The following is a 26748-nucleotide window of genomic DNA, read 5'->3' as shown; positions in this document are numbered from 1 at the left end:
GGGCTGCGCGGCACAGACGCGGCACAGACGCAACGCGGGACGCCCCGGCCACCGCCGGAAACGGCGGCGGACGAGGCGTCCGGTGGTGCGTGGCGTGGTGGTTGGTGGTGTGTGGTGACTGTGGTGTGCGGGGTCGCTGGAGACTAGTGCTCGACGGCGGCCTCGACGCCGACACCGGTGAGGGAACGGACCTCCATCTCGGCCTGCTCCTTCGGCTTGTTGTCGGACTTGCCGAGGTAGGTGCCGATGATGGCGAACACGAAGCCGACCGGGATCGAGATCAGACCCGGGTTCTGCAGCGGGAACCAGGCGAAGTCGGCGCCGGAGATGATCGCCTTCGGGCCACCGGACACGGCCGGGGAGAAGATGATCAGGAACAGTGCGGAGATCAGACCGCCGTAGATGGACCAGAGGGCGCCGGTGGTGTTGAAGCGCTTCCAGTACAGGGAGAACAGGATGGTCGGCAGGTTGGCCGAGGCGGCGATGCAGAAAGCCAGGGAGACCAGGAAGGCCACGTTGAGGTCCATGGCGCCGATGCCCAGGACGATGGAGACCACGCCGATGACGACCACGGTGATCTTGGAGACCCGGACCTGCTCGGCCTCGGTGGACTTCCCCTTGCGGATGACCGCGTCGTAGAAGTCGTGGGCGATCGAGGCGGAGGCGGTGATGGACAGGCCGGCGACGACCGCGAGCACTGTCGCGAAAGCGACCGCGGCGATCAGCGCCATGAATATCGATCCGCCGAGTTCGAGAGCGAGCAGCGGTGCGGCGGCGTTCTCACCACCGGCGGCACCGGCGATCCGGTCGGGGCCGACGTACGCGGCGGCGGCGAAGCCCAGGATCAGGGTCAGCAGGTAGAAGCCACCGATGAGGATGATGGCCCAGGTGACGGACTTCCGGGCGTCCTTCGCGGTCGGGACGGTGTAGAAGCGCATGAGGACGTGGGGCAGCCCGGCGACACCGAGGCAGAGGGCCATGGCCAGCGACAGGAAGTCGAGCTTGCCGGACAGGGCGCCGTCCGGGAAGTACTTGTTGCCCGGTGTGAGCAGTGACTCGGGGTTCGCGGTGCCCTTGTCGTCGGCGGCGTGGTTGTCCATCGCTTTCTGCAGCAGCTCGGAGAAGTTGCCCTTGTAGGCGATGATGATGATGACCGCCATGACGACCACGCCGGTGCACAGCAGGATGGCCTTGATCATCTGGACGTAGGTGGTGCCCTTCATGCCGCCGACGAGGACGTAGGCGACCATGATGACACCGACGATGCCGATGATGAGGGCCTGGGCCGACTTCTCGTGGATGTCCAGCAGGGTGGAGACCAGTGAACCGGCACCGGCCATCTGGGCGATGAGGTAGAACAGTGTGACGAAGAGGGTGCCGAAGGCGGCGGCCAGGCGGACCGGACGCTGCTTCAGGCGGAACGACAGCACGTCGGCCATCGTGAACTTACCGGTGTTGCGCAGCGGCTCGGCGACGAGCAGCATGGCGACGAGCCAGGCGACGAAGAATCCGATGGAGTACAGGAATCCGTCGTAGCCGTACATGGCGATGGCGCCGACGATGCCCAGGAAGGACGCCGCCGAAAGGTAGTCGCCGGCGATGGCGAGGCCGTTCTGGGTACCGGAGAAGCTTGCGCCACCGGTGTAGAAGTCCTTCGCGGAGGACTTGTCCTGCGCCTTACCGACGCGTGTGACGATCGTCATCGTGATGATGATGAACGCCGCGAAGATGATGATGTTGAGTACCGGATTCCCGGAGTCCGCGTCGGAATCCGCGAGGTAGTTGACTGTCATGATTCTCCCTGTCAGTGGTGAGCTAGGTCAGCTCGGTCAGCCCGGTCGGCCCGGTCAGCGATGTGAGCGCTGTCAGGCAGGCTGGGCATCAGCGGACTCGGCGTACTTGCCGGTGTGCTCGAGGCGGTCGCGGACCTCCTCGGTCAGCGGCTCGAGCACCCGGTCCGCGTACTTCACGTAGGCGTAGGTGATCGCGAAGGTCGTGACGAACTGCAGCAGTCCCATGAGGAAGCCGACGTTGAAGTTGCCGCCGAGCGAGGTCCCGTAGAAACCGGGGGCGAACAGCGCGAGCAGCACGTAGGCGAGGAACCAGAGCAGCGAGACGATGCACACGGGGAAGGTGAATCCCCGGCGCTTCTGCTTGAGCTCCAGGAAGTCCGGGCTCTGCTGTGCCTCGATGAACTCCTCGGCACTCGGTGTGTGCCGTAGGTCGGGGGTCGTCATAGGATCCCTTTCTTGTCGGTGGCCCAGGATCGGGCGGTCAGCTCCGCGGACAACTTCCGGTGACATCTGTCACATTCGTCCGCGACTGCGGGAGAAGTTACAGAACAGATGGAAACCTTTTCAATATTGAAGAGATATCAAGGGCACAGGGGGCGTCCGAGACCCCCCGCGGGGTACCTCACCTGCGGTTACCGGTTATGCACAGGGGGTGGTCATTCTTATGTGGTCGGACCAAAATCGGAGTGTTGACGCATAGATGCTTCAGAAAATATGCACAAAAAAACGGCCGACAGGGAGATCCCTGTCGGCCGCGGTGCGGTGTGCCGGTCAGCCCAGTTCGGCGAGCTTGCGGCGGACGTCACCGGCGGGCGGATTGGTGGCGTAGGTGCCGTCGGAGTACTTCACCGTCGGCACGACCCGGTTGCCGTCGTTGACGGACTTCACCCACTCGCCGGCGTCCGGGTGCTCCTCGACATCGATCCTGGTGTACGGGGTCTCCGACCGGTCGAGGTTGGCGACCAGCTTCTGGCAGAACGGGCACCAGGTGGTGGTGTAGAGGGTGACGCCGGGGGCGGCGGTCTGGTCAGTCATCATGTCCTTCTCTCACGCGGGTGAACTCACAGATACGGTAGCGCAACGGCTGCTCCCCGGTCAGCGCGGTGCCCTTCTCCGACTCCAGCCACGGCCCGTCGACGGCGGTGAAGTCCGGCTGGGCCCGCATGTCGGGGGCGGTGACGGTGAACCGCTCCGGGGCGCCGCAGTCGATCTCGGTCACCACGACCCGGTCGGCGAGCGGCAGGCAGGCCCGGTAGACCTGACCGCCGCCGAGGATCCACACCGTCCGGCGTCCCTGCCGGTCCGGTTCGCGTCCGGCGGCCAGTTCGGCGGCCTCCGTGACGGCGTCCTCCAGCGAGGTGCGCACGAGCCCACCGGGGGCGTCGTAGGCGGCGTCCCGGCTGAGCACGATGTTCGTGCGGCCCGGCAGGGGGCGGAACCGCGGGTCGAGGGCCTCCCACGAGATCCGGCCCATGACCACCGCGGTGCCGCGGGTCGTGTCCTGGAAGTGTTTCAGATCCTCGGGCAGGTGCCAGGGCATGTCGTCGCCGTCGCCGATGACTCCGTCGGTGGTCTGCGCCCAGATCATCCCGATCTCGATGCCGTCGATCACACCGCCACCGGAGCCTTGATGCCGGGGTGCGGGTCATAGCCGGTGACCTCAATGTCGTCGAAGCCGTAGCTGAACATGCCCGGTGCCCGGTGCAGTGTCAGCGTGGGGGCGGGGCGGGCCTCCCGGCTCAGCTGCAGCCGCACCTGGTCGAGGTGGTTGTCGTAGATGTGGCAGTCGCCGCCGGTCCACACGAACTCGCCGACCGCCAGGCCCGCCTGCTGGGCGAACATGTGGGTCAGCAGTGCGTAGGAGGCGATGTTGAACGGCACGCCGAGGAACATGTCCGCGCTGCGCTGGTAGAGCTGGCAGGACAGCGTCCCGTCGGCGACGTAGAGCTGGAACAGCAGGTGGCACGGGGGCAGCGCCATGTTGTCGAGTTCGGAGACGTTCCATGCGGAGACGATGTTGCGCCGGGAGTCCGGGTCGGTCTTCAGCGTCTCCAGCGCGCGGCTGATCTGGTCGATGTGCCGGCCGTCGGGTGTGGGCCAGCTGCGCCACTGCACCCCGTAAATCGGCCCGAGGTCACCGTTGTCGTCGGCCCACTCGTCCCAGATGCGCACCTTGTTCTCGTGCAGCCAGGCGACGTTGGAGTCGCCCCGCAGGAACCACAGCAGTTCACCGACGATGGAGTGCAGGTGCACCTTTTTCGTGGTGATGAGAGGGAATCCCTCGGCGAGGTTGAAACGCATCTGCCGGGCGAAGAGGCTGCGGGTGCCGGTGCCGGTGCGGTCGTCCTTGTGGACGCCGTCGTCGAGGATCTCGCGCAGCAGATCCTCATAGGGGGTGGGGACAGAAATCATGGTTCCCAGGGTATCGCAGAGCGCGCTCAGTGCTGCCGCGGATCCACCGCCGGCCCGATCCACTCCGGCCAGTCGGGGGAGAGATTGTCGAGGTGGTCGAGGAAGAAGGAGATCTTCTGCTGCCACTGGCTGTGTGCACAGTCGGTCAGTTCGTCGGCGTCGGTGATGGTGCGGTTGTCGGACGCCCTCACCAGGTGCGCCTCGGTGGGGTCCGCCGCCCTGGTCAGGGCCTCCAGCTGGTGGTGGAGGAGGTCGGCCGCCGAGGTCGTGAGCTGTTCGATGCAGACCATCGCGAAGCGGGTCTGCCGCCGCGAGAAGCCGTGTCCGCCGAGCGTGGTGTAGACCTCGTCGCGCAGGTGCACGGCCGCGGCAGGGAGATCCTCGCGTTCGGCGGTGACGGCCGAGAGTCCGGGGTAGCGGGTCAGCAGTCGCCAGCTCCCCTCCGTGACCCGTTCGAGGAACACCCGCCAGTCGGCGTCGTCCGGCGGCAGGGTGACATCGGCGAAGACCGCGCTGAGGGACGCCTCGAGCAGTGCCTCGCGGGAGGGGAAACACCGGTAGAGCGCGGGGGTCGTGACCTCCAGGCGCTGGGCGACCGCGGACATGGTGAAGGTGGACACCCCGATGTCGAGGGCGGCGGCGACGGCGTCGGCGGGGGAGAACCGGGAGGGGCGGCCGCGGCGCCGTCGGGGCGGATCCGGGGTGACGGTCGGTGGCGCCGACACTGCTGACGGTGACGGTGCGGACGGTGCTGACGCTGATGATGCCGGTGACGCTGCAGGCACGGTAGACACAGGGGCTTCGCTTTCTGACGGGGTGCCACGGGGTACGCGGCCGGGAGAGTCCCGACCGCGGAGAGCCGGATAGGTCCAGGATATGCGGAAACCGGGCCCGGACCGTCACTGACGGTGGGCCCGGAGCTCCCGGGGGAGCCCCCGCCATGGTCACTCAGGGTCCGTCCGGCGGGGACTGCGGAGGAGGCTGGTCCTGCAGAACTACAGGACAGAGCCCACGACGCCGCCGAGCAGGCCGAGCAGGCCCGTCAGGAGGTAACCGAGAGTGCCGCCGAGGCCGACGAGAAGTCCACCGAGCATGGTAGATCCTTTCATTTGATGGGATTGATTCACACAGTGCCGCCGTCTGGGCCGGACTGCGGTTGTCAGTGTAGGGAGAATTCCCGGAACCGGACAATGCCGGACGAATTACCGCCGGGCGGAAATAGTATCCGGTCCGGAGGGCTTTTCTGTGTTGCCGGACCGTGAAAGTCGAGCGTGGCGCCACGGTGGAAAATGAAGTTGTGGGGAGTGCCGGTCGGGGGCCGGGTCCGGTGGGGTGACCGTGGTCACCGGTGCGATTCCCCCATTCGGAGGTGCGCCGGATAAATAAAGGGAACTTCACTAAGAACCACAGGTCAGGGCGGTTTCTTGTGGATGTGTCACCGGCGGTGCCGGTCATGCTGCCGCCCGTGATTCTGACCGCGCGCCGCTGTCTATATTACAGGTGATTTCTAAATTCCCCTTTTCTTTGTCGCGATTCCCGACCGTCGCGGAGCGCGGATACTCTGACGGGGAAAGCCGCGGCGTCCGGAACAGAATTATTCCCACCCGTGGTGTCCCGGGAATTGCCGAGAGAAAGGAGGACGGTATGCGGCCGCTGGAAAATCCTGTGGTCGGCCCGGAGAATGACGGGCCGGAGAATCCGACCGCGCGGCACTGCTGGGAACCCGGTGGCCCGGTCAGTCACGGTCCCTGGGATTCCGGCAGTGTGCCGGCGGCGACCACCGCCACCCGCCACGCCGTCGAGGTCGGCATCGAGCTGGTCGGCGCCCGGTTCTGCACCGACCCCCGGTTCCTCGCCGATGTCGCCCTGTCCGTCGCCGACGGGGGCGTCCCGGACACCGTGATCCTCGCCTCCGCCGCGGGGGTGCAGTTGTCGGTGTGCGTCCTGGCGGAGCCCGTCGGCGCGCAGCGGTGGGCGGGCTCCCTGGCGACGGATACCGCGGCGGCCCTGCGGACATCACTGGTGGATCCGGCCGATCCGGCGGTCGGCGCCCGGGGGACGGTGACGCTGCACCCCGGGCCGTTCGGTACCGAACTTCATGTCCGGGATGCGGCGGGCACGCTGCAGCTGGTGAAGATCGGTGCCGACGGCCCCCGGTGGACCGCACTGGTGACCTGCGCGGGACATCCGGTGACCGCCGCGGACCGGGATGCCGCGCACCGGTTGCTGTCCACGATGACCGTCTTCCGGGGCAGCGCCGCGCTGCCGCCGGACGCCCCGTTGAGCATGCAGCTCATCGCACCGGAGGAGGACTGACCGTGCACCGATGCCGTCGGCGGCGTCCACCGTGACCTGTGGCAGCCGCCCTTCCCCCCGTCCGGGATCCCCGGACATCCGTTTCCCAGAGAGGATCATCCACCCACATCATGCGTATCTCACGACTTCTCCTGGCCACCGGTGGTCTGGCGGCCCCGGCCGCCGCACTGCTCCTGGCGCCGCAGGCCGCCGCATCCGTACCGGATGCCGCGCTGAACGACGCCCCGGACGCCACCGTGGACACCGCCGGCCTCGATGTCCTGCCCGCTGTGCCGGCCCCGCCGACGCTGCCGACGCTGCCGGCCCCGGTCATCCCGGTCGGCGACATCCTGCCCGCCAACCTCCTGCGCAAGCAGGCCGTCGACGATGCCCCGCAGGTGGTCGCCACCGCCCCGGCGCCCGCCGCCGGTCCCGATCCGGACGCCGTGAACACCACTGTGACGGCCGCCCAGCTGCAGCAGGGACTTGCCGGTGCGGGACACGTCGTGGACGACATCGTCTCGGGTCGGGCGCTCGCCGATCTGCAGCAGACCTACGAGGAGACGGTCTCGTCCCCGGAGTACGCCGCCTGGGTCGGCACCACCGCGAACCCCTTCGCGCCGCGTGAGGGTCAGGGTGCAGACCGTGCGGCCGCCGGGATCGGGGCGTTCATCGACGCGGTCAGCGTGCATCCGGTCGAGACGGTCCAGCAGGTCATCGCCGAGGCCGGTGGCCCGGTGCGGATCCTCACCGATCCGGCGGGGGCGGCCACCGAGGTGCTCACGAAGGTCGTGGGGGCGGACATGGTCGCCGAGGTCTCCGGGTGGTTCTCGGCGGAGATCGTGCCGGCCGTGCTCGACCTGGCTGTCGCGGTGCTGCCGGTGGCCGCGGTCCCGGTGGCCGGGCTGCTGGTCGGCGGTCTCGCGGCGGCGTTCTCCGGGGCCGCCGGCGCGGTCGGGGTTGCCGGTATCGCCGGTGCTGCCGGACTTCTCGGTGTGCTCGGGGGCCCCGGTGTCGCAGGGATTGCCGGTGGTCTGCAGCTGCTGGTGTCCGTGCTGGCGGCGGGTGCGTTGAACCTGGTGCCGGCGCTGCCGGTGGTGGGGCTGGGACTGTCGGTGTTCGCCCCGGTGCTGGCGCTGCTGCCGGTGCTGGCCGGGCTGCTGACCGCGGGTGCGGCGGTGCTGCCGCCGCTGGCCGGTGGTCTGACGGGACTGCTGGGCGTGGTCCCGCTGCTGGCCGGTGGGGTGGGACTCGCCGGGGTTGCCGGCATCGCAGCGCTGGGCGGCATCGGTGGTGTCGTCGGGATCAGCGGTGTCAGCGGCATCGCCGGCGTCCTGCCGGTGCTCGCGCTCGCCGTGATCCCGGTTCTGCTGTACGTCGCGGTGCTCGCCGCCGGAGGAGCGCTGGAACGTCTCAGTGCGGCGTGGTCGTCGATGGCGGACCGGCTCGGCGCGGTCCTGCAGGCGGGCTGGGAGCACAGCGTACTCAGTGACGTCGTCGGCACCGCCCTGGCCGCCTGGAACCGGACGGACACCGGCAGCGCCCTCGCCGACCTGGCGGTGCTGTGGGACGCCCTGGTGGCCGGCCTGCCCCGGATCGACATCGCCGTCCCCGATCTCGGTGGCTTCGGTGCTGTCGGTCTCGCCCTCTCCGTCGGTCTCGCCGTTGCGCTGGGCGTCGGGCTGACGGCCGGGCTCGCCGGTGGCCTGGCTGCCGTCGGCCTCGCCGCCGCCCTGTGCCCGGTGCTGTCGGTCGTCGTCGCCGCCGTGGGAATCGGCGCACTGCCCGTCGAGATCGCCACCGCCGTGATCGCGGTCGCACTCGCCGTCGGCGTCATCGGGGTCATCGGCGCCGCCGGTGCAGCGGGGGCCGCCGGCGTCGTCGTCGCGGTCGGGGCAGTCATCACCGTCGCTGCCGTCGCCGCACTCGGTGTCGTCGGTGTCGTCGGTGTCGGAGCTCTGCTGCCGGTGGTGGCGGGTCTGCTGACCGCACTGCTCGCGGTGCTGCCGCCGCTGGCCGGTGGACTGACGGGGCTCGGTGCGCTGGTGCCTCTGGTCGGACTGCTGGGCCTGCTCGGTGCCGGTGTCCCGGTGGCCGGTGGTCTGCAGCTGCTGGTGTCGGTGCTGGCCGCGGGCATCCTCAACATCGGCCCGATGGTGGCGCTGGCCCCCGCCGTCGCGGTTGCCGCCGGGACCGTCGTGTCCACCCGGTCCACCAAACGGGTGGCCGTCCCCGCGGCGTTCCGGTCGGACTTCGCCACCGGAACCCTCGACAACAGGGACCGCAGCCTGGTGGATGTCACCTCGCTGGTCGCCGCCTGACGGGACGGCGTCCCGCCGGGGCGTCCGGCCCTGAAACCATCTGAACGTATCTGTCTGTCCTGGAGGAACAACCCCATGCCCACCACCACCAACGATGCCGTCAGCTATGCGGCCCGCCGCCTCGGCCCCCGATGGCAGCTGGTCCTCGATATCGCGGCCCGGGTCACTGACCGGGGTCTCGAACTGCCGGAGATCAGCGAGCCGGACGCCGTCGACACCTACATCGACGAACACGTGACCGTCGCCCGGGCGGCGGAGATCCGCCGGCAGACGGCGAACATCGTCGCGGAGATCGCCCCGCCCGCCGACGTCACCGACGGGCTGAAGCTCGGCAGGATCGCCGAGATGCTCGGCGGGCACCGGTCATCGGCCGGATCGACGCTCGCGGACCTGTTCGGCGGCACCGCCGGCGAGCGGGACGCCGCGGAGCACGCGGGGCCCACCGCGCTGCAGCACCAGGTGCGGGCACAGCTCTACGGCAAGGCGCTGGCGGTCGGCCCCGAGGCCACGCCCGCCGAACTGTGGGAGAAGATCACCGCCCTCGCCACCGACCCTGCCTGATACCCCGCCTGACCTCTGGGAGCCTGCATTCCGATGAGTACCCCCTCCATTTTCGGACACCGGCCGGAGGAGACCCCGGCACCGGCGGTCCCCGGCGCACCGTCCCGGGAGACCGCCGCCACGTTCAACACCACCGGCCACCCCCACGCCGCCGCCGGCCGGGACAGACACCGCGTCGCACGGCTGATGCTGCTCATCGCCGCCGGGGCGATGGCGTTGGCCGGCGCGGTGACCGTGGTGCTGCGGCTGGGGGCGACCGTCTCGGTCTCCCCGGCGCTGGCCATGGCACTTGCCGCGTTGACCGCCCTGGTCGCCACGGCGATCCACCTGTTCGGGGGTCGGGACGAGGAGGGCCACCGGTCCGTGTCCGGCCCGGTCACGCTGTCGGCGGTGCTCGTCGGCGGGATGCTCATCGCCGCGCTCTATGTGTGGGCCGTGATCTAGGTGCGGTTCCCCGGGATACGGCGCCGGCCGCGGACCACGGTGGCGGTCCTCGGCACCGCGGGCCTGGTGCTCGTCGGCGCGGTCGTCGTCACCTCGGCGCACGACAGCCGGCCGATGCAGACCAGCGAGGGCGCACAGGTGTTCACGGCGCAGGAATTCGGGGAGGCGGTGACGTTCTACCGGCAGGTGTGCCCGGCACTGCTCGGCCTGCGGTCCGCACCCGACGTGTACAGCAGGGCGGTGGAGGACAGCATCGGGCAGGACGCCTCCGCCGTCGACGACGCCCTGCGCGCCGCCGTCGACGGGATCGCGGCGGACGCCCGCACGGGGGCTGCGTCCCTGCCCCGGACCGCACCGCAGGTCCCGTCGGTCGAGCAGGTCCGCCCGGTGGACTACACCCCGGCGCTGGACGCGACCCGGACCGTGCTCGCCGGGCAGTCCCGGACACTCGCCGCAGCCGGCGCCGGGACCACCGCCGGGACCACCGCCGCGGACGGTCAGGGGTCGACCGCCGAACGGCTGCGCGACACGGTCGGGGACGCCGCGGCGGCCGCCGGCGGGGTGCTCGACGACCTGTCGACGACGGCCCCGCTACCCAACCGGAAGGCGGTGGACGCAGTGGCGGCGGCACCGGAGTGCGACGGACTGTTCGCGGACAGTCCGGTCGACCCGGCGACGGTGCACCGGCCGCAGGTGGACCTGTACGCGGCGGCTGACCGGGCTCACCGGCGGTGGGAGGAGACGGTCGACCGGTACTCGGAACAGGACGGTACCGATCACGGTGGGATGACCGCTGATCTGCGGGACGCCGCCGCGGAGGCCGCGACGATCCTGCAACACTGGGTGGACGACAATCCGGCGGACCCGGTCACCGCGGACACGGCGGCGGCACGGGACGCCGTGTCGGTCTACCGGGGGATCGCGGCGAAGGCGACCGGCACAGCGGACACCGCGGAGACAGCGGACACAGCGGAGACAGCGGACGCCGATCCGCAGAGCTGGGTCGACGATGAGGCGAAACTGCAGGTCCGGTTGCCGCGGTCGGCGCCGGCGGTGAACCGCCCCACGGCGGACGCTCTGGCGGCGCGGGACTGACCGGAGTCGACAACCGGTGTCGGCGTGAGCGTCGGCGCAGGGGTCAGGCGCAGAGACCGGCGCAGCGGCGTCCGGGCCGGTCAGTCCAGCAGGTAGCTGCCGTGTTCGGCGTGGAACTCCGCCGCCGCGGTGAGGATCTCCTCGGCGCGGTCCGGCCGGCAGATGAGCACGTCCGGCAGGTAGGTGTCTTTCTGGTTGTAGACCAGCGGGGAGCCGTCGAGCCGGCTGCAGTGCAGGCCGGCGGCCTGGCAGACGCCGACCGGGGCCGCGTTGTCCCACTCGTACTGGCCGCCGGCGTGGACGTAGGCGTCGTTGTCGCCGAGCAGCACACTGACGGCCTTCGCACCGCAGGACCCCATCCGGGTCATCTCGGCACCGGTGCGTTCGGCGATGAACGGGGCGACGTCGGGGATGCTGCTCCGGGAGATGACGATGCGGTTCGTCGGACGGCCGATCACCGCGCGCGACTCGGCGCTGGTGAAGACCTGGCCGAGATCGGGCATCCCGACCGCGGCGGTGGTGACGGTCCCGTTGACCGCCAGAGCGATGTGCACCGCCCAGTCCTGCCGGACACCGGCGAACTCGCGGGTGCCGTCGAGCGGGTCGATGACCCACACCCGTTCGTGGTCGAGACGGCCGAGGTCGTCGACGGCCTCCTCGGAGAGGACGGCGTCCTCCGGGCGGTGGATCGCCAGCGCACGGGCGATCCAGTCCTGGGCGATCGCGTCGCCGGCGGCGCCGAGGTCGCCGTCGCGGAGCAGACCGACGTTGCGGACTCCCTTGAGGATCTCGCCGGTGCCCTGGGCAAGCCGACGGGCGAGGGTCTCGTCGTCGAGAGTGGATGACATGGGGGTCAGTGTAGTCGGACGGGCTGTGTGCTGCGTCCTCCGGCGCCCCTGTGTGTGGCGCGGGCCATGGTCGGGGTGTCGGGGTGGCGTCCGGTTGCGGTCCGGTTGCTGTCCGGTGGGCGTGGTTGACTGGGGACCATGACCGACCGACCCGACAACCCCGGTGGCACCGACCTCCCCGCAGACCCGCTCGACCGGTTCTACCCGCCGGTCGCCGCGTGGTTCCGCGAGGTGTTCGTGGAACCGACGGTCGTGCAGTCGCAGGCGTGGGACGCCATCAGCCGGGGTGACCACGCACTGGTCGTCGCACCGACGGGCTCGGGCAAGACGCTCGCCGCATTCCTGTGGGCTCTGTCGACCCTGACCGCCCAGGGGCTGCTGCGCACCAGCGCCGACGGCCCCGCCGGCACCGATGACAGGTCCGGCACCCGTGTCCTCTACATCTCCCCGCTCAAGGCCCTGGGGGTGGACGTGGAGCGCAACCTGCGCGTCCCCCTGGCCGGGATCGCACGCACCGCCGCGGCCACCGGCACCGACATCGCCCCGGTCACCGTCGGGGTGCGCAGCGGGGACACACCCCCCGCCGAGCGCGCGAAGCTCCGGCGCACCCCGCCGGACGTGCTCATCACCACGCCCGAGTCGCTGTACCTCATGCTCACCTCGAAGGCCGCCGGGACGCTGCGCAACGTCGGCACCGTCATCGTCGACGAGGTCCACGCGGTCGCCGGGACCAAGCGCGGCACCCACCTCGCGCTGAGTCTGGAGCGGCTCGACGCGCTGGTCGCCGCCGCCGGTGGGTCGGTGCAGCGCATCGGACTGTCGGCGACGGTGAACCCGGTGGACACGGTGGCGTCGTTCCTGGGCGGTGACCGGCCGGTGACGGTGGTCAACCCGCCGGCGCACAAGCTGTGGGACGTGCACGTGCGGTCGGTGGTGCCGGACTTCCGCGAGCCGCCCGAGATCGAGCCGGTGACCGGTCCGGACGCCGATCCGGAGGCTGACGAGGACGGCGGCACCGGTGGCGTCCCGATCGATGACGCGCTCGTCGGCCCCTCCCTGATCGGCGAGGGCGTCGGCGGGATCACTGACGCCGGATCGGGACGCCGCGTCGCCTCCGGGGTGGACCGCGAGTCCGCCCTGCCGCAGCAGAAGTCCGTCTGGCCCCACGTGCAGCGGGCGATCTACGACCAGGTCATGGACAACCGGTCGACGCTCGTCTTCGTCAACGCCCGCCGGACCGCCGAACGGCTCACCGGCGCCCTCAACGAACTCTGGGCCGAGGAGCACGATCCGGAGTCGCTGGCGGCCCCGACCCGCCGCGATCCCGCACAGCTCATGGCACAGTCCGGGTCGGTCGCCGCCGCCCCGCAGGTCATCGCCCGGGCCCACCACGGGTCGGTGTCCAAGGACGAACGGGCGGACATCGAGCAGCAGCTCAAGGAGGGCTCGCTGCGGTGCGTGGTCGCGACCTCCTCGCTGGAACTCGGCATCGACATGGGCCTGGTCGACCATGTGGTGCAGGTCGGCGCGCCACCGAGCGTCTCCTCGGCGGTGCAGCGCTGCGGCCGCGCCGGGCACTCGGTCGGTGCGGTCTCCCGGGCGACCGTGTACCCGCTGCACCGGCAGGACGCCGAAGCCGCGACCGTCATCGTCGACCGGATGCTCGCCGGTGACCTCGAACCGCTGCACATCGTCGCCAACGCCCTCGACGTGCTGGCGCAGCAGACCGTGGCCGCCGCCGCCCAGGCCGCCGCGACCGGTGGGGAGCCGCTGGGGGTGGAGGAGTGGTTCCGCACCGTCCGCCGCGCCCACCCGTACGCCGCACTGCCGCGGGAGGCCTTCGACGGGGTGGTGGAACTCGTCAGCGGCCGGTACCCCTCCACCGACTTCGCCGACCTGCGGCCCCGGGTGGTCTACGACGCGACCGCCGGCACCCTTGAGGCGCGTCCCGGCGCCCAGCGGATCGCGGTGACCAGCGGCGGGACGATCCCGGACCGGGGACTGTTCGGTGTCTTCCTGCCCGCCGACAGCGGCAACGAGGGCGGTCGTCGCGTCGGTGAACTCGACGAGGAGATGGTCTACGAGTCGCGGGTCGGCGACGTGTTCACGCTCGGGGCCTCCTCCTGGCGCATCACCGAGATCACCCGCGACCAGGTCATCGTCACCCCCGCTGCCGGCCACACCGGGCGGCTGCCGTTCTGGGTGGGGGATGCGGAGGGGCGTCCGGCGGAACTCGGCCCGGTCCTCGGCGCGGCACGGCGTGCCTGGGGCACCGGCGGGACCGGTGACCTGCGGGCGGCGTCCTTCCTCGACGACAACACCCGGGCCAATCTCGACGCCTTCTACACCGGCCAGCGGGAGGCGACCGGGGTGCTGCCCGACGAGCGCACCATCCTCGTCGAACGGTTCCACGACGAGGTCGGGGACTGGCGGGTCGTCGTCCACTCACCGTGGGGTCGGTCGGTGAACGCCCCGTGGGCACTGGCGATCGGGACCGCCCTGTCACGGCGGTCCGGTATCGACGCGATGGCCGTCGCCGGCGACGACGGGATGGTGCTGCGCCTGCCGTACACCGAGGATCCGCCCGGGGTGGAACTGCTCACCGGCGACGGCGGCCCCGGGGCTGGCGGGGACGCCGGTAGTACGGCACCGGTGGTCAACGAGGTCACGGATGCGGTCGGGTCCTCGGCACTGTTCGCCGGCCGGTTCCGGGAGTGCGCGGCCCGGTCACTGCTGCTGCCGCGGCGCAACCCCGGCAAACGCCAGCCGCTGTGGCAGCAGCGGCAGCGTGCCGCGCAGCTGCTCGACGTCGCCCGGCCGCACCCGGAGTTCCCGGTCATGGTCGAGACCATGCGGGAGTGTCTCCGGGACGTCTACGATCTGCCGGCGTTGGAGAAGATCGTCGCCGCCGTCGGATCGCGGCGGTTGCGCGTCGCCGAGATCACGACGGACGCCCCCTCGCCGTTCGCCGAATCACTGCTGTTCAGCTACACCGGGGCGTTCCTCTACGAGGGGGACTCGGCCGAGCGCGCCGCCGCCCTGTCGGTGGACCCGGCCCTGCTCGCCGCGGTGCTCGGGCAGCGGGGTGAAGGCCTGCTGCTCGACCCGGCGGTGGTCGCCGACATCGTCGCCGGGCTGCAGTGGTGCGCCGACGGTCGCCGCGCGCGTTCCGCCGAGCAGGTCGTCGACATGCTGCGGGTGCTCGGCCCCCTCACCCCGGACGAGGTGGCGCGCCGGATCGACCCGGCGGTGCCCGACGGGGTGCCTGCGGTCACGGCGCAGGTGCGGGAGATGATGCCGCGCCGGGTCTTCGAGGTGAAGGTCGGCGGCACGGTGCGCTGGGCTGTCGTGGAGGACGCCCCGCTGCTGCGCGACGGCCTCGGCATCCCCGTCCCGCCCGGGGTGGCGGCCCCGCTGGAGACCGTGCCGGACGCCGTGGACCAGCTCGTCCTGCGCTGGGCGCGGACCCGCGGACCGTTCACCGCCGCCGAAGTCTCGACGGAGTTCGGGCTCGGGGTGGCGACCGCGGACGCCCTGGCCCGGCGCTGGGTCAGCGGACACCGCCTGGAGTCCGGGACATTCCTGGCTGAGACGGCGGACGCGGCGGACACGGCGGACACGGCGGACACGGCGGACACTGCCCGGCCCACCCAGTATGTCGACACCGGTGTGCTGCGCCGACTGCGCGCCGCCACCCTGGCGAAGGCCAGGGGCTCCCTGGAACCGGTGAGCCGGCAGACCTACGCCGCCTTCCTGGAATCCTGGCACGGCCTCGGCGACGGGGAACCCGAGGACCTCACCACGGTCATCGAGCAGCTGGCCGGGGTCCCGCTGCCGGCGAGCGCCTGGGAGACGGTCGTCCTGCCCGCCCGGATCCCGGCGTACCGGCCCGCCGACCTCGACGACCTCATCGCCGCCGGGGAGGTCGTGGTCGTCGGCGCCGGCGCCGTCTCGCCCACCGACCCGCTGGTCATGCTGCTGCCCGCCGATCTCGCCCCGCTGCTCGTCGGAACGGGCCCGGAGGTCGACGGTGCGGCGGTGGGGCCGGTCGCGCAGCTGGTCCGCGACCGTGTCGCCGGCGGCGGGGCCTTCCTCGCCGCCGAGATCGGCCGGGCGCTGGGGGAGGGCAGTGGCGGCACCGGCGGTACCGGCGGTACCGACCCGGCAGCCGGTGTCAGCCATGACGCGGTGGACGCCGCTGTCCGGGAACTCTTCGACGCCGGCGTCCTCATGCCGGATTCCTTCGCCGCCGTCCGCGCTCGGCTGGCCGGCACCGGCATCACCGACACCGTCGGGTCCCGCGGCGGTGCCGGGGCGTCGGCGAAAGGGGCGCACAAGGCACCCCGGCGCAACCGGGGCCGCGGGTCCGCGGCGCGGCTGCGCATGGGGCGCACCACGTTCGCCCAGACGGTGAAGTCCGAGGAGGTCCGGGCACGTCGGGCGGCGATGAACGCCCACGCCGGCGTCCCCGGGCGCTGGTCCCTGGTCCCCGCACCCGGTGGGGCGGTGACCGACCGGGCGATCGCCCGCGGTGAAGCGTGGCTCGACCGGTACGCCGTGGTGACCCGGGGGTCGGTGATGGCCGAGCACACCGAGGGCGGGTTCGCCGCCGCGTACCGGATGCTCACCGCCTGGGAGGACAACGGCACCGTGCTGCGCGGCTACATCATCGACGGACTCGGCGGGGCACAGTTCGCGTCCCGGGAGGTCATCGACCGGTTGCGGCAGCTCGAGGAGGAACCGCCCGCCGCGGAGGCGGGCGACCCGGTGGTGCTCGCCGCCGCCGACCCGGCGAACCCGTTCGGCGCGGCGGTCCCGTGGCCGGAGACCGGGGACGGCGGCTCCCCGGAGCAGCCGGATCGGCCGGATCAGCAGGGGCACGCCACCCGCCAGACCCAACCGACCCGCGCCGCCGGGGCGCTCGTCGTCATCCGGGACGGGGTGCTGCTCGCACACCTGACCCGGGGCGGGCGGCAGGTCCAGCTTTTCTCCCGGCCGAACCTGACCGGGGAGCCGGGGACCCCCGACCCCGCGGATGTCGCGGCGGTGGTCGGCCGGCTCCGGTCCCTGGTGCAGGACGGCAGACTGTCCCCGGTGGCCGTGGAGAAGGTCAACGGCACCGACGTCATGTCCCTGCCGCCCGCGGTCCGCCGGGCATGGACCGAGGCGGGGGCCCGGTTCACCCCGAAGGGGCTCGTGGTGCGGTGAGACGTCGACAGCATCGCCAGGTTGACTGCCGTGGGGTGGTCTGGGGGAGGGGGAACCACCGTCAGACGGTCAACCCGGCTCTGGCCGCGCATCCGGAAACCCCGGCCACCGGATCGGTTCCCCTACAGCTCGGTGAGATCCAGTGACCGGTCTGCGGCCGCGACGACCTCGGGGTCGTGCGTGGCCACCACGGTCACGCACCCTGATTCCGCGGTGACCCGGTGCAGCAGGTCGGCGAGCTGACCGGCACGGCTGCGGTCCACCGCGGCGGTCGGCTCATCGACGAGCAGCACCGACGGCCGGTGGATCAGTGCCCGTGCGATGGCCACGCGTTGCCGCTGACCACCGGAGAGCTGGTCAGGACGCAGCGACCGCTGATCGGCCAGGCCGACCTCGGCGAGCAGCTCCTCAGCCAGCGGTCGGGCGCGCCGGGCCTTCCCGCCGGCGATGACCGCCATGGCGACGACCTGGTCGGTGACGGTCAGTCCGGGGAAGAGGTTGCCGGACTGGAAGACATAGCCCAGCCGGGTGCGCCGGATCCTGTCACGTTCACGGACCGGCGCGTCGGAGACGACGTCATCCCCGAGCGAGACCGTCCCGGAGGTGGGTTGCCGCAGCAGTCCGCTGACACCGAGCAGGGTGGACTTGCCGGAGCCGGACGGGCCGACGACAGCGGCCATCTCGCCGGGCGGGAAGGTGGCGCTCACCCGGTCGAGGACAGTGAGACGATCGCCGCCGGAGCGGTACTCCACCGTGATGTCGCGCAGGGTCAGGGGTGTTGCGGTGCTCATCGTGATTCTCCCAGCATGGTCATGGGGTCGGCGGCGACCACCCAGCGCAGGGTAGCGGCGGCGCCGACAAGGGACGCGGCGGTGACGGCGAGGGTGGTGGCCACGAGGGACGTCGCCGTGAGATCGAAGGGCACGGCGTCTCCGAGGAGGACGCCGAGACCGTAGGCGACTGCCGAACCGACGACGGTGGACGCGGTGACGACGATCGCGGCCTGGGCCAGGGTCGCCCCGACCAGGCGGAGACGGGAGACACCGAGGGCACGCTGCAGTGCGTAGACGTTCTGACGCTGCAGGATCCAGACGGCGAAGAAGGCGGCGACGATCAGCGGGGCGATGACGTAGAGGAAGGCGAGGATGGAGTTCATCGTCAGTTTCTCACCGGCATAGCCGGGGGCCGCCTCGAGCATTGCGGAACTGTCGAGGACCTCCGTGCCGCCGAGGGTGTCCGGGGCATCACCCTCGGTGATGACCACCGCGGAGGCAGTGCCCTGTTGCCGGGCGTCGAGGTCGACGGTGCCGTAGCGCAGCTGACGCCACGTGTCGAGGGACGTGTAGGCGGCGGGGACATGACCGTAGGAGCTCACACCGGTCACGCCCACCACCCGTACCGTGAGGTCGGTGTTGTCGACCGTGATCTCGTCACCGACGGACAGTCCCTCGTCGAGCAGCTTCGAGGACACGACGATCTCGCCGGGTCGGGTGGCGGGAGCGCCGTCGGTGATGTCCGGGGTCAGGGCACCGGAGGGGTCCGTGCCGAAGGTGGCCATGTCCACGGTGGTGCTGTCGCTGTCGGTGACTTCACCGCGGACCATGGAGACTCCGAGGGGTTCGGCGGTCACGTCGTCACGGGAGGTCCAGGCGTCCACGTCGTGTCCGGACACGGTGCTCCGGTTGAAGTCGGAGGTTCCGGTGGCGAAGGCCACGGAATGTACGTTGAAGGATCTCAGGGCGGAGACCGTGTCGTTGCCGAGGCCGATGGTGAAGCCGGAGACCATTCCCACCAGCGCCGCGACGAGGGCGACGACGACCCCGATCATGGTGAACCGGCCCCAGGCTGAGCGCAGTTCCCGTAGGGCGATGAACATTGACACCTCACTTTTGCGACACCCTGTCGCTATGTGTGGCACAGTAGCCCCTCGGGTCGGAGTACGCCATTCTCAGGCGGGGTCGACCGGGGTGTCGGGGGCAGCGCTGACGGGGGTGGAGGAGTCGGTGACGGCGGTGGCGCCGGTCAGGTCCGCGTCCACCACTGCCGCGGCAGCTGCGCAGGTGAAGGCGGTGATGCGCGCGGCGTCCTCCGGGGAGTCCACGGAGTCCGACGACGTCACCGCACGGTCGACGAGGGCACCCACGGCGGACGCCACGAGGTCGGGGTTGGGGGAGTCCAGTCCGGCGACCGAGTTGCGGAGGACAGCCGCTATCCCCCGGTGCATCATGCCGATCCGTTCCCGCGCCGAAGGGGTCAGCTCTGAGGCGGGCAGCGCCTGCTGGAGCTCGTGCTGGCCGGAGAACGCCTGCGTCAGGTTGCTGCGCACATAGGCGATGACCGCGGACCGGGCGTCCGGGGCGGCGTCCGCGGCAGCCTGGACCTGCGCGGTCCATTCCTCGAATCCGCGGGTGAGCACCATCTCCACGAGATCGTCGATGGAGCGGACGTAGCGGTAGATGCTGTTGCGGGCGATGCCTGCCTCGGCGGCGACCGCGGCGGTGGTGAGACGGCGGGAGCCGTGGCTGAGCAGGATCCGCTCCGTGCCGTCGAGCAGGTCCTTCATCACCTTCGACCGGTGCTCCTCGAGGGTGTCCGCGCTGATCTTCGGCATCGCCTCCGCCTTTCCCTGCCATTCCGGCGCTGTATGCGCCGGACCGTTCCTCCACGTCAAGCCTATAACCCGCAGTCGTCGCCGGTGGCGGCTGCGTGGAGTAGTCTCCCCGGTGACATGGTCACCGGATGAACCGACGGATGACTGAGCCGACGGATGTCAGAGAGGAGCCACCCGTGCCCGAGGGCGATTCTGTCCTGCAGCTGTCGAACCGTATGCAGTGGATGGCCGGCCGCACCCTCACCCGCTCCGACATCCGCGTCCCCCGTTTCGCCACCGAGAATCTCGTGGGGCGGACCGTCACCGCCGTCTGGCCCTACGGGAAGCACCTGTTCATGGACATCGGCGGGCGCGTCCTGCACACCCACCTGAAGATGGAGGGCGTGTGGTCGATCCATGTCGCCGGCACCCGGTGGCGGCGTCCCGGCCACACCGCACGGGTCGTCCTCCGGTTCGCCCCGCAGCATCCCGGCGGCCCGGAGATCGAGGTCGTCGGGCACAGTCTCGGGTTCGTGCGGCTCTTCGACCGGCCGGACTACGGCGGGGTGGTCGCCCATCTCGGCCCCGACATCCTCGCCCCCGACTTCCTGGACGCCGCGTTCGGCCGTGATGAAGCGCTGCGCCGCATCCTGGCGCGACCGGAACGAAGTATCGGCGCCGCCCTGCTCGACCAGCGCAATGTCGCCGGGATCGGTAACGAGTACCGCGCGGAGGTGTGCTTCCTCGGCGGGGTCGACCCGCGGCGTCCGGTCGGATCGGGCGCGGACGCCACGGCGACCGCGGCGCACCTGCTGGACCTGTCGCGCCGGGTGATGTGGGAGAACCGGCTGGAACCGCGGCGGCTGTTCACGGGGGACCGGCGTCCGGGCATGGGAAACTACGTCTTCGGCCGCGCGGAGAAGGCCTGCCGACGCTGCGGCTCACCGATCATGAAGGGGTTCCTCGGAGGGGTGGACGCCGACGGGGACGCGGGGGAGCTGGAGCGCGTCATCTGGTGGTGTCCGGTCTGCCAGACGTGCTGAGCCCGCGCCGGTTGACCGTCCCACGGTGGTTTCGCCGACGGGATCCACCCCGGCGCGGTCAACCCGTGACGACGACGGCGACAATGCTCCGACCTGCGCACTGTGGACAACTTATCCACAGCTTTGCCACGATTCCGGACGGACACTGGACAGATCGCCACGCCAGTGGTGTACTTCCGCCGACAAACGATCAGCGCAGTACCGGGTCCGGGGCGTCCCGGAGACAACAGGGGGGTGTCCCTATGTAGATTGTCAACCCCTGCAACCGTCTTTTCTCTGACCCGTGTAGCCCTCCTGGGGCGAGGGTTGTCGAACATGCTGACGTGGACGTTCCACCCGTCGTGACGGTGGAACGCCTGACGTGGGGTCGGCGTGGTTCAGCTCAGCTATCTAGGCAGCCGGGACCTCCTGCGGGGTGCGGGCCGGCAGCTCACGGAAGAACTCACCGCGGGTCAGCATCGCGAAGATGACGTTGCACCGTCGCCGGGCCAGACACATCACCGCCGCATTGTGCCGCTTACCCTCGGCCCGTTTCTTCGCGTAGTACGCCCTGGACGCCTCATGGCAGTTCGATGCGACCCACGCAGATCGGAACAGGGCATTCTTGAGCCTCTTGTTACCTGACCTGGCCGGGAACTCACCCCTGATTGACGTGCCGGAGCGTCTCGTCACCGGGGCGATCCCGGCGTAAGCAGCCAGGTGGGCGGCATCGGGGAAGTCGGAACAGTCGCCGACGGCCAGGAGGATGTTTGCGGCGGTCTTGATGCCGACTCCCGGCATCGACATCAAGACCTCGGCAAGAGGGAAGTCGTCCAGCATCTCCTCGACCTGCCCTGCGATGGACTCACGTTGAGCCTTCAACGACTTGATGTTGGTGGCCAGCATCGGTATCGCGATTTCGGCGGCCCCGGTGCCGGGTACGGTGACGGTCTGGGCTCCGAGGGCCTGGAAGATGTCGTCGACCAGGGCTTCCGGGTCCTTCTTAGCGTGATTTCGTGCCCAGGCCAGAACCCGGGCCTTACCCGACTTCTTCAGCTTGGTGGGGCCGCCGTAGTGGATCAGCAGGTCCAGTACGAATGCACGTTGCAGGACTTCGCCGGCGAACACGCGCTCCAGTGACGGGTAGATCTGCACCAGGATGCTGCGCAGCCGGTTGATGGTGCGAGTGCAGTCGCGGGCGATGTCGTCGTCCAGGCCGGACAGCATCTTGAGTGCTGACAGGACCTCGTCGTTGCGGTCGACGACCCGCAGAGTATGCGGCATGGTGCGGGCGGTGTCGGCGATGATGAACGCGTCGCGGGGATCGGTCTTGGCCTGACCGGGGTACAGGTCGGCTGCCTTGCGCATCGCCAGGCCTGGCAGATAGGCGACACCGCACCCGGTGGCACGGGCCACGGCGACCGGGAGGGCGCCGATGGTGTTGGGCTGGTCGACGATCAGCAGCACACGGCCGTGCTCTTTGAGCTCGTTGAACAGGGCGGTGAGGTGGGCTTCGTCCTGCGGCAGGCCTTTGCCGTAGAGCCTGGTGCCGTCGGCGAGTAGGGCGCAGCCGTGGTGGGCGGTCTTGCCGACGTCGAGTCCGAGGTAGACGTCGTAGCCGGTGGTGTCTTCCATGGTGTTTTCCCTCCTTGATCCTGGGGAGGTCGGTGTGGTTGTGGTGGAAGATCACTGGTGGTCAGACACTCGTCGCGGGCACCCACGTTACGAAGAGACTTCACGGAACTGTGGCCGTGAGCCGCGTCCCTATTAGCCGTCGGCGTGCGTCCTGGTTCCCCGGTGGCAACACCCCCCGGATCATGTCGAACAACAGGGCGAGTAAGCCATACCGAGGCCAGTGACCTGTCCCCGAGGGTACGGGGACTGGATCAAGGTAACGGGGGACCCATCATGGGGATCAGCAGACGCGCGACCGGCAGGGGACCGGCGTACACCCGGCGGACCATGCCGGGCACAGTGCCGGTGACCCGCGCAGAACTGGCGGCGTCCGGCACCGTGACGGACTGGGAGCTGCGGACCCGGTACATTCCGGTGGCGCCGGGAGTCGTCGTCCCCGGGATCAGGAAGGACCATGATCCGTCGGCGTTCGGCGGATTCGGCGCTGACATCGTGACAAGGGCGTGGGCGAACCATCTCATCCGGCCGGACGCCGTGATCGCCGGATGGCCGGCCTTGGCGGTGCACAGGCTGAAGCAGGACTGGGCCGATTCCGCACCGGTCCACCTGCTCCGGGGAACGACACACTCGGGTCGGCTCCGGACGTCGTCGGCGGTCCGCACACCGCTGCGTCCGGTCATCCGCCCGCTGCCCGACGGTCTGGAGACCTGCACACCGTGCCCACAGTTTCCGGAGATGCGGGTGGTCATCCCGTCGGTGGCTCTCGCGCAGTGTCTCTGGACCGTCCTGACCGGACGCTACGGCTGGTGGGTCCACGATATACGCGGTGTGACCAGGACAGATGTCATGGCGGTGCAGCTCATCGACGCTGTCGCACAGTGCACGTGGGTCTCGCGTGACGAGATCCGTCCGGCGGCGGCGGGACTGGTGGACCGGACGACCCTGGAACGGCTGCTGGCGATGGCGGATGACGGGGCGCAGTCGCCGATGGAGACCACGATGCGGCTGATCGTCCGGGACCTGCTGCCGGATCCGTACCGGTGGACATCACAGGTCCGGGTGGATCTTCTTCCGGACGCAGCTACCGGGTGGACATCGCGGACCCTGCCTGACCTGGGGTGCCCCGAGCTGAAGATCGCACTGTACTACGACGGAGGCCATCACACGGAGGGTGCTCAGACGGAAGTGGACTTCGACCAGTTCCATGCGCTGCGGGACCTGGGATGGGAGGTCATCCGGTTCAACAAGGAGCATCTGAGGGATCCGGAGGCCATGCGTGCGCGGGTCGCCAGGGCCATCGCCCGCGCGCAGGCCCGGACGGCCCGACCGGGCGTCCGGCACCCGGCTTGACCGCCCCACGGTGGTCTGGCGTGCGGAAACCACCCTGAGGCGGTCAGCCCGGCGGCGGGGACGCGGTCAACCCGGCGCCGGGGCCAGTCCCGGCCGACTACCGGACGCGGCGGGAGCGGATGAACTGCACCAGCTCGTCGGTGGAGGTGTCCCCCGACTCGACCGGGCCGGTGCCGCTGAGCACGGGCAGCAGGTCCGTCGCCTTCTTCTTGCCCAGCTCGACACCCCACTGGTCGAAACTGTTGATGCCCCACACCACACCCTGCACGAACACGATGTGCTCGTAGAGGGCGATGAGGGCACCCAGCACCCGGGGGGTGAGCTTGTCGGCGAGGATGGTCGTCGACGGACGGTTGCCCGGCATGACCTTGTGGGGGATCAGCGCCTCGTCGACTCCGGCCTCCCGCAGCTCCTCGGCGGTGCGGCCGAAGGCCAGGACCTTCGTCTGCGCGAGGAAGTTCGCCAGCAGCATGTCGTGCATGCTCGTCGTCCCGTCGGCGGCGACCAGATCGTCGTGCGGGTTGATGAAGCCGATGAAGTCGGCGGGGATGAGGTGGGTGCCCTGGTGCAGCAGCTGGAAGAAGGCGTGCTGTCCGTTGCAGCCCGGCTCACCCCAGTAGATCTCCCCGGTCTCCGTGTCGACCAGTGACCCGTCCAACCGCACGGACTTGCCGTTGGACTCCATCGTCAGCTGCTGCAGGTAGGCGGGGAACCGGCCGAGGTCCTGCGCGTACGGCAGCACCGCGTGGGACTGGGCGCCGAGGACGTCGGTGTACCAGACCCCCAGCAGACCCATGAGGACCGGCACGTTCATCTCGAGCGGCTCGGAGGAGAAGTGGTCGTCGACATCGTGGAAACCGGCGACGAACTCCATGAAGTCCCGCGGACCGATGGCGGCCATCAGGGACAGTCCGATGGCGGAGTCCACCGAGTAGCGGCCGCCGACCCAGTCCCAGAAGCCGAACATGTTGGCGGTGTCGATGCCGAACGCGGCGACCTCGTCGGCGTTCGTGGACACGGCCACGAAGTGTTTCGCCACGACCGCACGCACCGCGTCCTCGTCGGAGGTGTCGGTGCCGAGCTGCCGGAGCAGCCACCGGCGGGCGGCGTGCGCGTTCGACAGGGTCTCCGAGGTGGTGAAGGTCTTCGAGGAGATGACGAACAGGGTGGACTCCGGGTCCAGCCCCTCGAGGGTCTCGAGGAGATCGCTGGGATCCACGTTCGAGATGAAGTGCGGCCGGATCCCGGCGGTCTGGTAGGGGCGCAGCGCCCGTGCCGCCATATCGGGGCCCAGGTCGGAACCGCCGATGCCGATGTTCACGACCTCTTTGACGGTGTGGCCGGTGGAGCCCCGCCACGTCCCCGACCGCAGTGCCCTGGCGAAGTCCCGCATCCGGCCGAGAACCTCGTGGACGTCGGCGGCGACATCCTGACCGTCGACGGAGAGGTCCTGTTCGGCGGGGATACGCAGTGCGGTGTGCAGGACCGCCCGGTCCTCGGTGACGTTGATGTGCTCACCGGTGAACATGGCGGTGCGGCGCTCCTCCACCCCGGCCGCCCGCGCGACGGCGGTGAGCCGCTGCAGCAGTCCCGGGTCCACCAGGTTCTTCGAGAGGTCCACGTGGAGCGGGCCGACGTCGAAGGTGAGGTCACCGGCCCGGCCGGGGTCGTCGGCGAAGAGGTCCCGCAGAGTGGTCTCCCGGAACCGGGGCGCCTGCGTCACCAGGGCCTCCCATTCCGGGGTGGTCGTGATGCTGGGTGTCGCCACGTCGGTTGTCCGCCTTTCGGGTGATCAGGTGAAGTCAGAGTGAGTCGGAGGGGGTCAGGCTGAAACTATCGGGGAAACTACTGGTCCACGCTAGCTGAAGTGGGCGCGGCGGGGCGGAGGGCCGCGAGCACCGCGTCCTGCAGCCGGCCGTTGCTGCCGACCGCGGAGCCGCCGTGCGGGCCGGCGGTCCCGTCGAGGGAGGTGAAGGTGCCGCCGGCCTCGCGGACGATGATGTCGAGCGCCGCGAGGTCCCACAGGTTGACCTCGGGTTCGGCGGCGACGTCGACGGCGCCCTCGGCGACCATGCAGTAGGACCAGAAGTCACCGAAGCCGCGCAGCCGCCAGGCGGAGTCGGTGAGGGCGATGAGTTCGTCGCGGCGTCCGACGACCTTCCAGCCTTCGAGGGAGGACAGGGAGATCGAGGCGTCCGCGATGTCGGCGACGCCGGAGACGTGCATCGGCCGGGCGTCGGCGGCACCGGCGGCCCCGAAGGTGCGCCACGCGCCCATGCCGTCGGCGGCCCACCACCGCCGTGCCAGCGCCGGCGCGGAGACCACACCGACGACGGGGACGCCGTCGACGAGCAGGGCGATGAGAGTGGCCCACACCGGCACGCCGCGGACGTAGTTCTTCGTGCCGTCGATGGGGTCGACCACCCACTGCCGGCCGCTGAATTCGACGTCTCCGCCGAACTCCTCGCCCAGGACCGCGTCGCCGGGGCGCTGCACCGCGAGGAGATCGCGGATCTTCTGTTCGGTGGCGGTGTCCGCGTCGGAGACCGGGGAGAGGTCCGGTTTCGCATGGACCTCCAGGTCAGCGGCCTCGAAACGGTCCATGGTGAGGGCGTCCGCACTGTCGGCGAGAGTGAGGGCCAGGGTGAGGTCCTCGGCGTAGGGGGAGGTCGGGGTCGTCATGGTCCCCAGGATAGGCGGGCGGTCCCGGCAGCGCAGCGGAGGGTACAGCTGTCAGGAGTAGGCCTTGACGGCCATGACGACGACGGCGACGGTGATGACCACCGATGCGGTGAGGAAGCTCTTGTAGGCGTTCTTCTCCTCGTGGGCGCGCGCGGAGACCATGCCGTAGAGGCCGCCGAACAGGCCGACCAGGGAGGGGACGAGCAGGATCCAGGTGCTGAACTCGGAGTGGCGCCAGCCGACGGTCGCGTCACTGCCGGCGGTGAACATGACGATGAGGCTGATGACGGTGAGGACGGCGCCGACGGATGCGAGGATCCGGGCACCGCGCTTGCCCTCCTCGGCGGTGGAGGTGGTGGTGGAGGTGGTGGAGCCGGTGGCGGCCGGGGCTGCGGCACCCTCGCCGAAGGTCAGATCGGGACTGTCCGGGGTATCGCTCATGGAGAGACTCGCTTTCTGTGCGGGAAAAAGAAACGGGATGAGTATAACCGC

Annotated in this window: 22 protein-coding genes; 8 read left to right on the top strand and 14 right to left on the bottom strand. The window is 70.3% G+C overall.

Annotated elements, in window-relative coordinates; translation table 11 throughout:
• Nucleotides 1-143 precede the first annotated feature (143 nt).
• From FSW06_RS06410 to FSW06_RS06385, 6 genes are all read right to left on the bottom strand, one after another.
• Entirely contained in the window at nucleotides 144-1793 is a 1650-nt protein-coding gene (locus tag FSW06_RS06410; protein WP_010122027.1) for a solute symporter family protein, read from the bottom strand.
• A 72-nt stretch (nucleotides 1794-1865) separates the two neighbouring features.
• Nucleotides 1866-2237, bottom strand: a complete 372-nt coding sequence (locus FSW06_RS06405; protein ID WP_010122026.1) for a DUF485 domain-containing protein — start codon at nucleotides 2235-2237, stop codon at nucleotides 1866-1868.
• Between the two features lie 327 nt (nucleotides 2238-2564).
• Nucleotides 2565-2828 carry a mycoredoxin gene (locus FSW06_RS06400; protein ID WP_010122025.1) on the bottom strand — a complete coding sequence of 88 codons (264 nt, stop codon included), beginning with the start codon at nucleotides 2826-2828 and terminating at the stop codon, nucleotides 2565-2567.
• Complete coding sequence (locus tag FSW06_RS06395; protein ID WP_010122023.1) at nucleotides 2821-3405, bottom strand: dihydrofolate reductase; 585 nt, start codon at nucleotides 3403-3405, stop codon at nucleotides 2821-2823. The genes FSW06_RS06400 and FSW06_RS06395 overlap by 8 nt, the downstream gene beginning before the upstream one ends.
• Entirely contained in the window at nucleotides 3402-4205 is an 804-nt protein-coding gene (locus FSW06_RS06390; RefSeq protein ID WP_010122022.1) for a thymidylate synthase, read from the bottom strand. The genes FSW06_RS06395 and FSW06_RS06390 overlap by 4 nt, the downstream gene beginning before the upstream one ends.
• Before the next feature lie 26 nt (nucleotides 4206-4231).
• Nucleotides 4232-4930, bottom strand: a complete 699-nt coding sequence (locus tag FSW06_RS06385; RefSeq protein ID WP_010122021.1) for a TetR/AcrR family transcriptional regulator — start codon at nucleotides 4928-4930, stop codon at nucleotides 4232-4234.
• 919 nt (nucleotides 4931-5849) lie between these two features.
• On the opposite strand from FSW06_RS06385, the gene FSW06_RS06380 reads away from it, so the two are divergent.
• The 5 genes from FSW06_RS06380 to FSW06_RS06360 all read left to right on the top strand — a co-directional run bounded on the left by FSW06_RS06380 (nucleotide 5850) and on the right by FSW06_RS06360 (nucleotide 10921).
• Complete coding sequence (locus FSW06_RS06380; RefSeq protein WP_010122020.1) at nucleotides 5850-6521, top strand: DUF3710 domain-containing protein; 672 nt, start codon at nucleotides 5850-5852, stop codon at nucleotides 6519-6521.
• A gap of 110 nt (nucleotides 6522-6631) precedes the next feature.
• Nucleotides 6632-8821 (top strand): hypothetical protein, encoded by a 2190-nt coding sequence (locus FSW06_RS14485; RefSeq protein ID WP_010122019.1) that lies wholly within the window; start codon nucleotides 6632-6634, stop codon nucleotides 8819-8821.
• A gap of 75 nt (nucleotides 8822-8896) precedes the next feature.
• Nucleotides 8897-9382: a hypothetical protein gene (locus tag FSW06_RS06370; RefSeq protein ID WP_010122018.1), complete on the top strand. Its 486-nt coding sequence runs from the start codon at nucleotides 8897-8899 to the stop codon at nucleotides 9380-9382.
• Nucleotides 9383-9415: 33 nt separating this feature from the next.
• Nucleotides 9416-9826 carry a hypothetical protein gene (locus tag FSW06_RS06365; protein WP_010122017.1) on the top strand — a complete coding sequence of 137 codons (411 nt, stop codon included), beginning with the start codon at nucleotides 9416-9418 and terminating at the stop codon, nucleotides 9824-9826.
• 39 nt (nucleotides 9827-9865) lie between these two features.
• Entirely contained in the window at nucleotides 9866-10921 is a 1056-nt protein-coding gene (locus tag FSW06_RS06360; RefSeq protein WP_010122014.1) for a hypothetical protein, read from the top strand.
• A gap of 80 nt (nucleotides 10922-11001) precedes the next feature.
• Here FSW06_RS06360 and FSW06_RS06355 read toward each other — a convergent pair whose 3' ends face one another.
• Entirely contained in the window at nucleotides 11002-11769 is a 768-nt protein-coding gene (locus FSW06_RS06355; RefSeq protein WP_010122012.1) for a 3'(2'),5'-bisphosphate nucleotidase CysQ, read from the bottom strand.
• 138 nt (nucleotides 11770-11907) lie between these two features.
• Between FSW06_RS06355 and FSW06_RS06350 the strand changes: the two genes are divergently transcribed.
• A complete protein-coding gene (locus FSW06_RS06350) occupies nucleotides 11908-16977 on the top strand; it encodes a DEAD/DEAH box helicase (RefSeq protein ID WP_010122010.1) in 5070 nt (1689 codons plus the stop codon).
• Nucleotides 16978-17099: 122 nt separating this feature from the next.
• Here the strand turns inward: FSW06_RS06350 and FSW06_RS06345 are convergent, their stop codons facing one another.
• The 3 genes from FSW06_RS06345 to FSW06_RS06335 form a co-directional block, all read right to left on the bottom strand.
• The gene (locus tag FSW06_RS06345; protein WP_010122009.1) at nucleotides 17100-17768 is read right to left on the bottom strand and encodes an ABC transporter ATP-binding protein; all 669 of its coding nucleotides are present in this window, start codon (nucleotides 17766-17768) and stop codon (nucleotides 17100-17102) included.
• A complete protein-coding gene (locus FSW06_RS06340; RefSeq protein ID WP_010122008.1) occupies nucleotides 17765-18853 on the bottom strand; it encodes an ABC transporter permease in 1089 nt (362 codons plus the stop codon). The genes FSW06_RS06345 and FSW06_RS06340 overlap by 4 nt, the downstream gene beginning before the upstream one ends.
• 72 nt (nucleotides 18854-18925) lie before the next feature.
• Complete coding sequence (locus FSW06_RS06335; protein WP_010122007.1) at nucleotides 18926-19588, bottom strand: TetR/AcrR family transcriptional regulator; 663 nt, start codon at nucleotides 19586-19588, stop codon at nucleotides 18926-18928.
• 176 nt (nucleotides 19589-19764) lie between these two features.
• Here FSW06_RS06335 and FSW06_RS06330 point away from each other — a divergent pair, with 176 nt between their 5' ends.
• Complete coding sequence (locus FSW06_RS06330; RefSeq protein WP_010122006.1) at nucleotides 19765-20610, top strand: DNA-formamidopyrimidine glycosylase family protein; 846 nt, start codon at nucleotides 19765-19767, stop codon at nucleotides 20608-20610.
• A 390-nt stretch (nucleotides 20611-21000) separates the two neighbouring features.
• Here the strand turns inward: FSW06_RS06330 and FSW06_RS06325 are convergent, their stop codons facing one another.
• Nucleotides 21001-22224, bottom strand: a complete 1224-nt coding sequence (locus FSW06_RS06325) for an IS110 family RNA-guided transposase (RefSeq protein ID WP_010122897.1) — start codon at nucleotides 22222-22224, stop codon at nucleotides 21001-21003.
• 273 nt (nucleotides 22225-22497) lie between these two features.
• Here FSW06_RS06325 and FSW06_RS06320 point away from each other — a divergent pair, with 273 nt between their 5' ends.
• A complete protein-coding gene (locus FSW06_RS06320; protein ID WP_139024576.1) occupies nucleotides 22498-23574 on the top strand; it encodes a DUF559 domain-containing protein in 1077 nt (358 codons plus the stop codon).
• Nucleotides 23575-23671: 97 nt separating this feature from the next.
• Here the strand turns inward: FSW06_RS06320 and pgi are convergent, their stop codons facing one another.
• From pgi to FSW06_RS06305, 3 genes are all read right to left on the bottom strand, one after another.
• Complete coding sequence (gene pgi / locus FSW06_RS06315; protein ID WP_010121998.1) at nucleotides 23672-25342, bottom strand: glucose-6-phosphate isomerase; 1671 nt, start codon at nucleotides 25340-25342, stop codon at nucleotides 23672-23674.
• A gap of 77 nt (nucleotides 25343-25419) precedes the next feature.
• Nucleotides 25420-26256, bottom strand: coding sequence for a histidinol-phosphatase (gene hisN / locus FSW06_RS06310; protein ID WP_010121995.1), 837 nt, complete (start codon nucleotides 26254-26256; stop codon nucleotides 25420-25422).
• Nucleotides 26257-26307: 51 nt separating this feature from the next.
• Nucleotides 26308-26697, bottom strand: coding sequence for a hypothetical protein (locus tag FSW06_RS06305; RefSeq protein WP_010121993.1), 390 nt, complete (start codon nucleotides 26695-26697; stop codon nucleotides 26308-26310).
• Nucleotides 26698-26748 lie beyond the last annotated feature (51 nt).

The organism is Corynebacterium nuruki S6-4, from assembly GCF_007970465.1.
Taxonomy (GTDB): domain Bacteria; phylum Actinomycetota; class Actinomycetes; order Mycobacteriales; family Mycobacteriaceae; genus Corynebacterium; species Corynebacterium nuruki.
The sequence above is the reverse complement of the archived record's forward strand: the minus strand, read 5'-3'. Positions and strand labels throughout refer to the sequence as shown.

Excerpts from the sequence above, each read along its gene's own strand:
- FSW06_RS06325 (WP_010122897.1), bottom strand. The coding sequence starts at position 22,224 with ATGGAAGACACCACCGGCTACGACGTCTACCTCGGACTCGACGTCGGC.
- FSW06_RS06320 (WP_139024576.1), top strand. The coding sequence starts at position 22,498 with ATGGGGATCAGCAGACGCGCGACCGGCAGGGGACCGGCGTACACCCGG.
- FSW06_RS06355 (WP_010122012.1), bottom strand. The coding sequence starts at position 11,769 with ATGTCATCCACTCTCGACGACGAGACCCTCGCCCGTCGGCTTGCCCAG.
- FSW06_RS06335 (WP_010122007.1), bottom strand. The coding sequence starts at position 19,588 with ATGCCGAAGATCAGCGCGGACACCCTCGAGGAGCACCGGTCGAAGGTG.
- FSW06_RS06380 (WP_010122020.1), top strand. The coding sequence starts at position 5,850 with ATGCGGCCGCTGGAAAATCCTGTGGTCGGCCCGGAGAATGACGGGCCG.
- FSW06_RS14485 (WP_010122019.1), top strand. The coding sequence starts at position 6,632 with ATGCGTATCTCACGACTTCTCCTGGCCACCGGTGGTCTGGCGGCCCCG.
- FSW06_RS06410 (WP_010122027.1), bottom strand. The coding sequence starts at position 1,793 with ATGACAGTCAACTACCTCGCGGATTCCGACGCGGACTCCGGGAATCCG.
- FSW06_RS06365 (WP_010122017.1), top strand. The coding sequence starts at position 9,416 with ATGAGTACCCCCTCCATTTTCGGACACCGGCCGGAGGAGACCCCGGCA.
- FSW06_RS06390 (WP_010122022.1), bottom strand. The coding sequence starts at position 4,205 with ATGATTTCTGTCCCCACCCCCTATGAGGATCTGCTGCGCGAGATCCTC.
- FSW06_RS06305 (WP_010121993.1), bottom strand. The coding sequence starts at position 26,697 with ATGAGCGATACCCCGGACAGTCCCGATCTGACCTTCGGCGAGGGTGCC.
- FSW06_RS06345 (WP_010122009.1), bottom strand. The coding sequence starts at position 17,768 with ATGAGCACCGCAACACCCCTGACCCTGCGCGACATCACGGTGGAGTAC.
- FSW06_RS06370 (WP_010122018.1), top strand. The coding sequence starts at position 8,897 with ATGCCCACCACCACCAACGATGCCGTCAGCTATGCGGCCCGCCGCCTC.
- FSW06_RS06340 (WP_010122008.1), bottom strand. The coding sequence starts at position 18,853 with ATGTTCATCGCCCTACGGGAACTGCGCTCAGCCTGGGGCCGGTTCACC.
- hisN (WP_010121995.1), bottom strand. The coding sequence starts at position 26,256 with ATGACGACCCCGACCTCCCCCTACGCCGAGGACCTCACCCTGGCCCTC.
- FSW06_RS06350 (WP_010122010.1), top strand. The coding sequence starts at position 11,908 with ATGACCGACCGACCCGACAACCCCGGTGGCACCGACCTCCCCGCAGAC.
- FSW06_RS06405 (WP_010122026.1), bottom strand. The coding sequence starts at position 2,237 with ATGACGACCCCCGACCTACGGCACACACCGAGTGCCGAGGAGTTCATC.
- FSW06_RS06400 (WP_010122025.1), bottom strand. The coding sequence starts at position 2,828 with ATGACTGACCAGACCGCCGCCCCCGGCGTCACCCTCTACACCACCACC.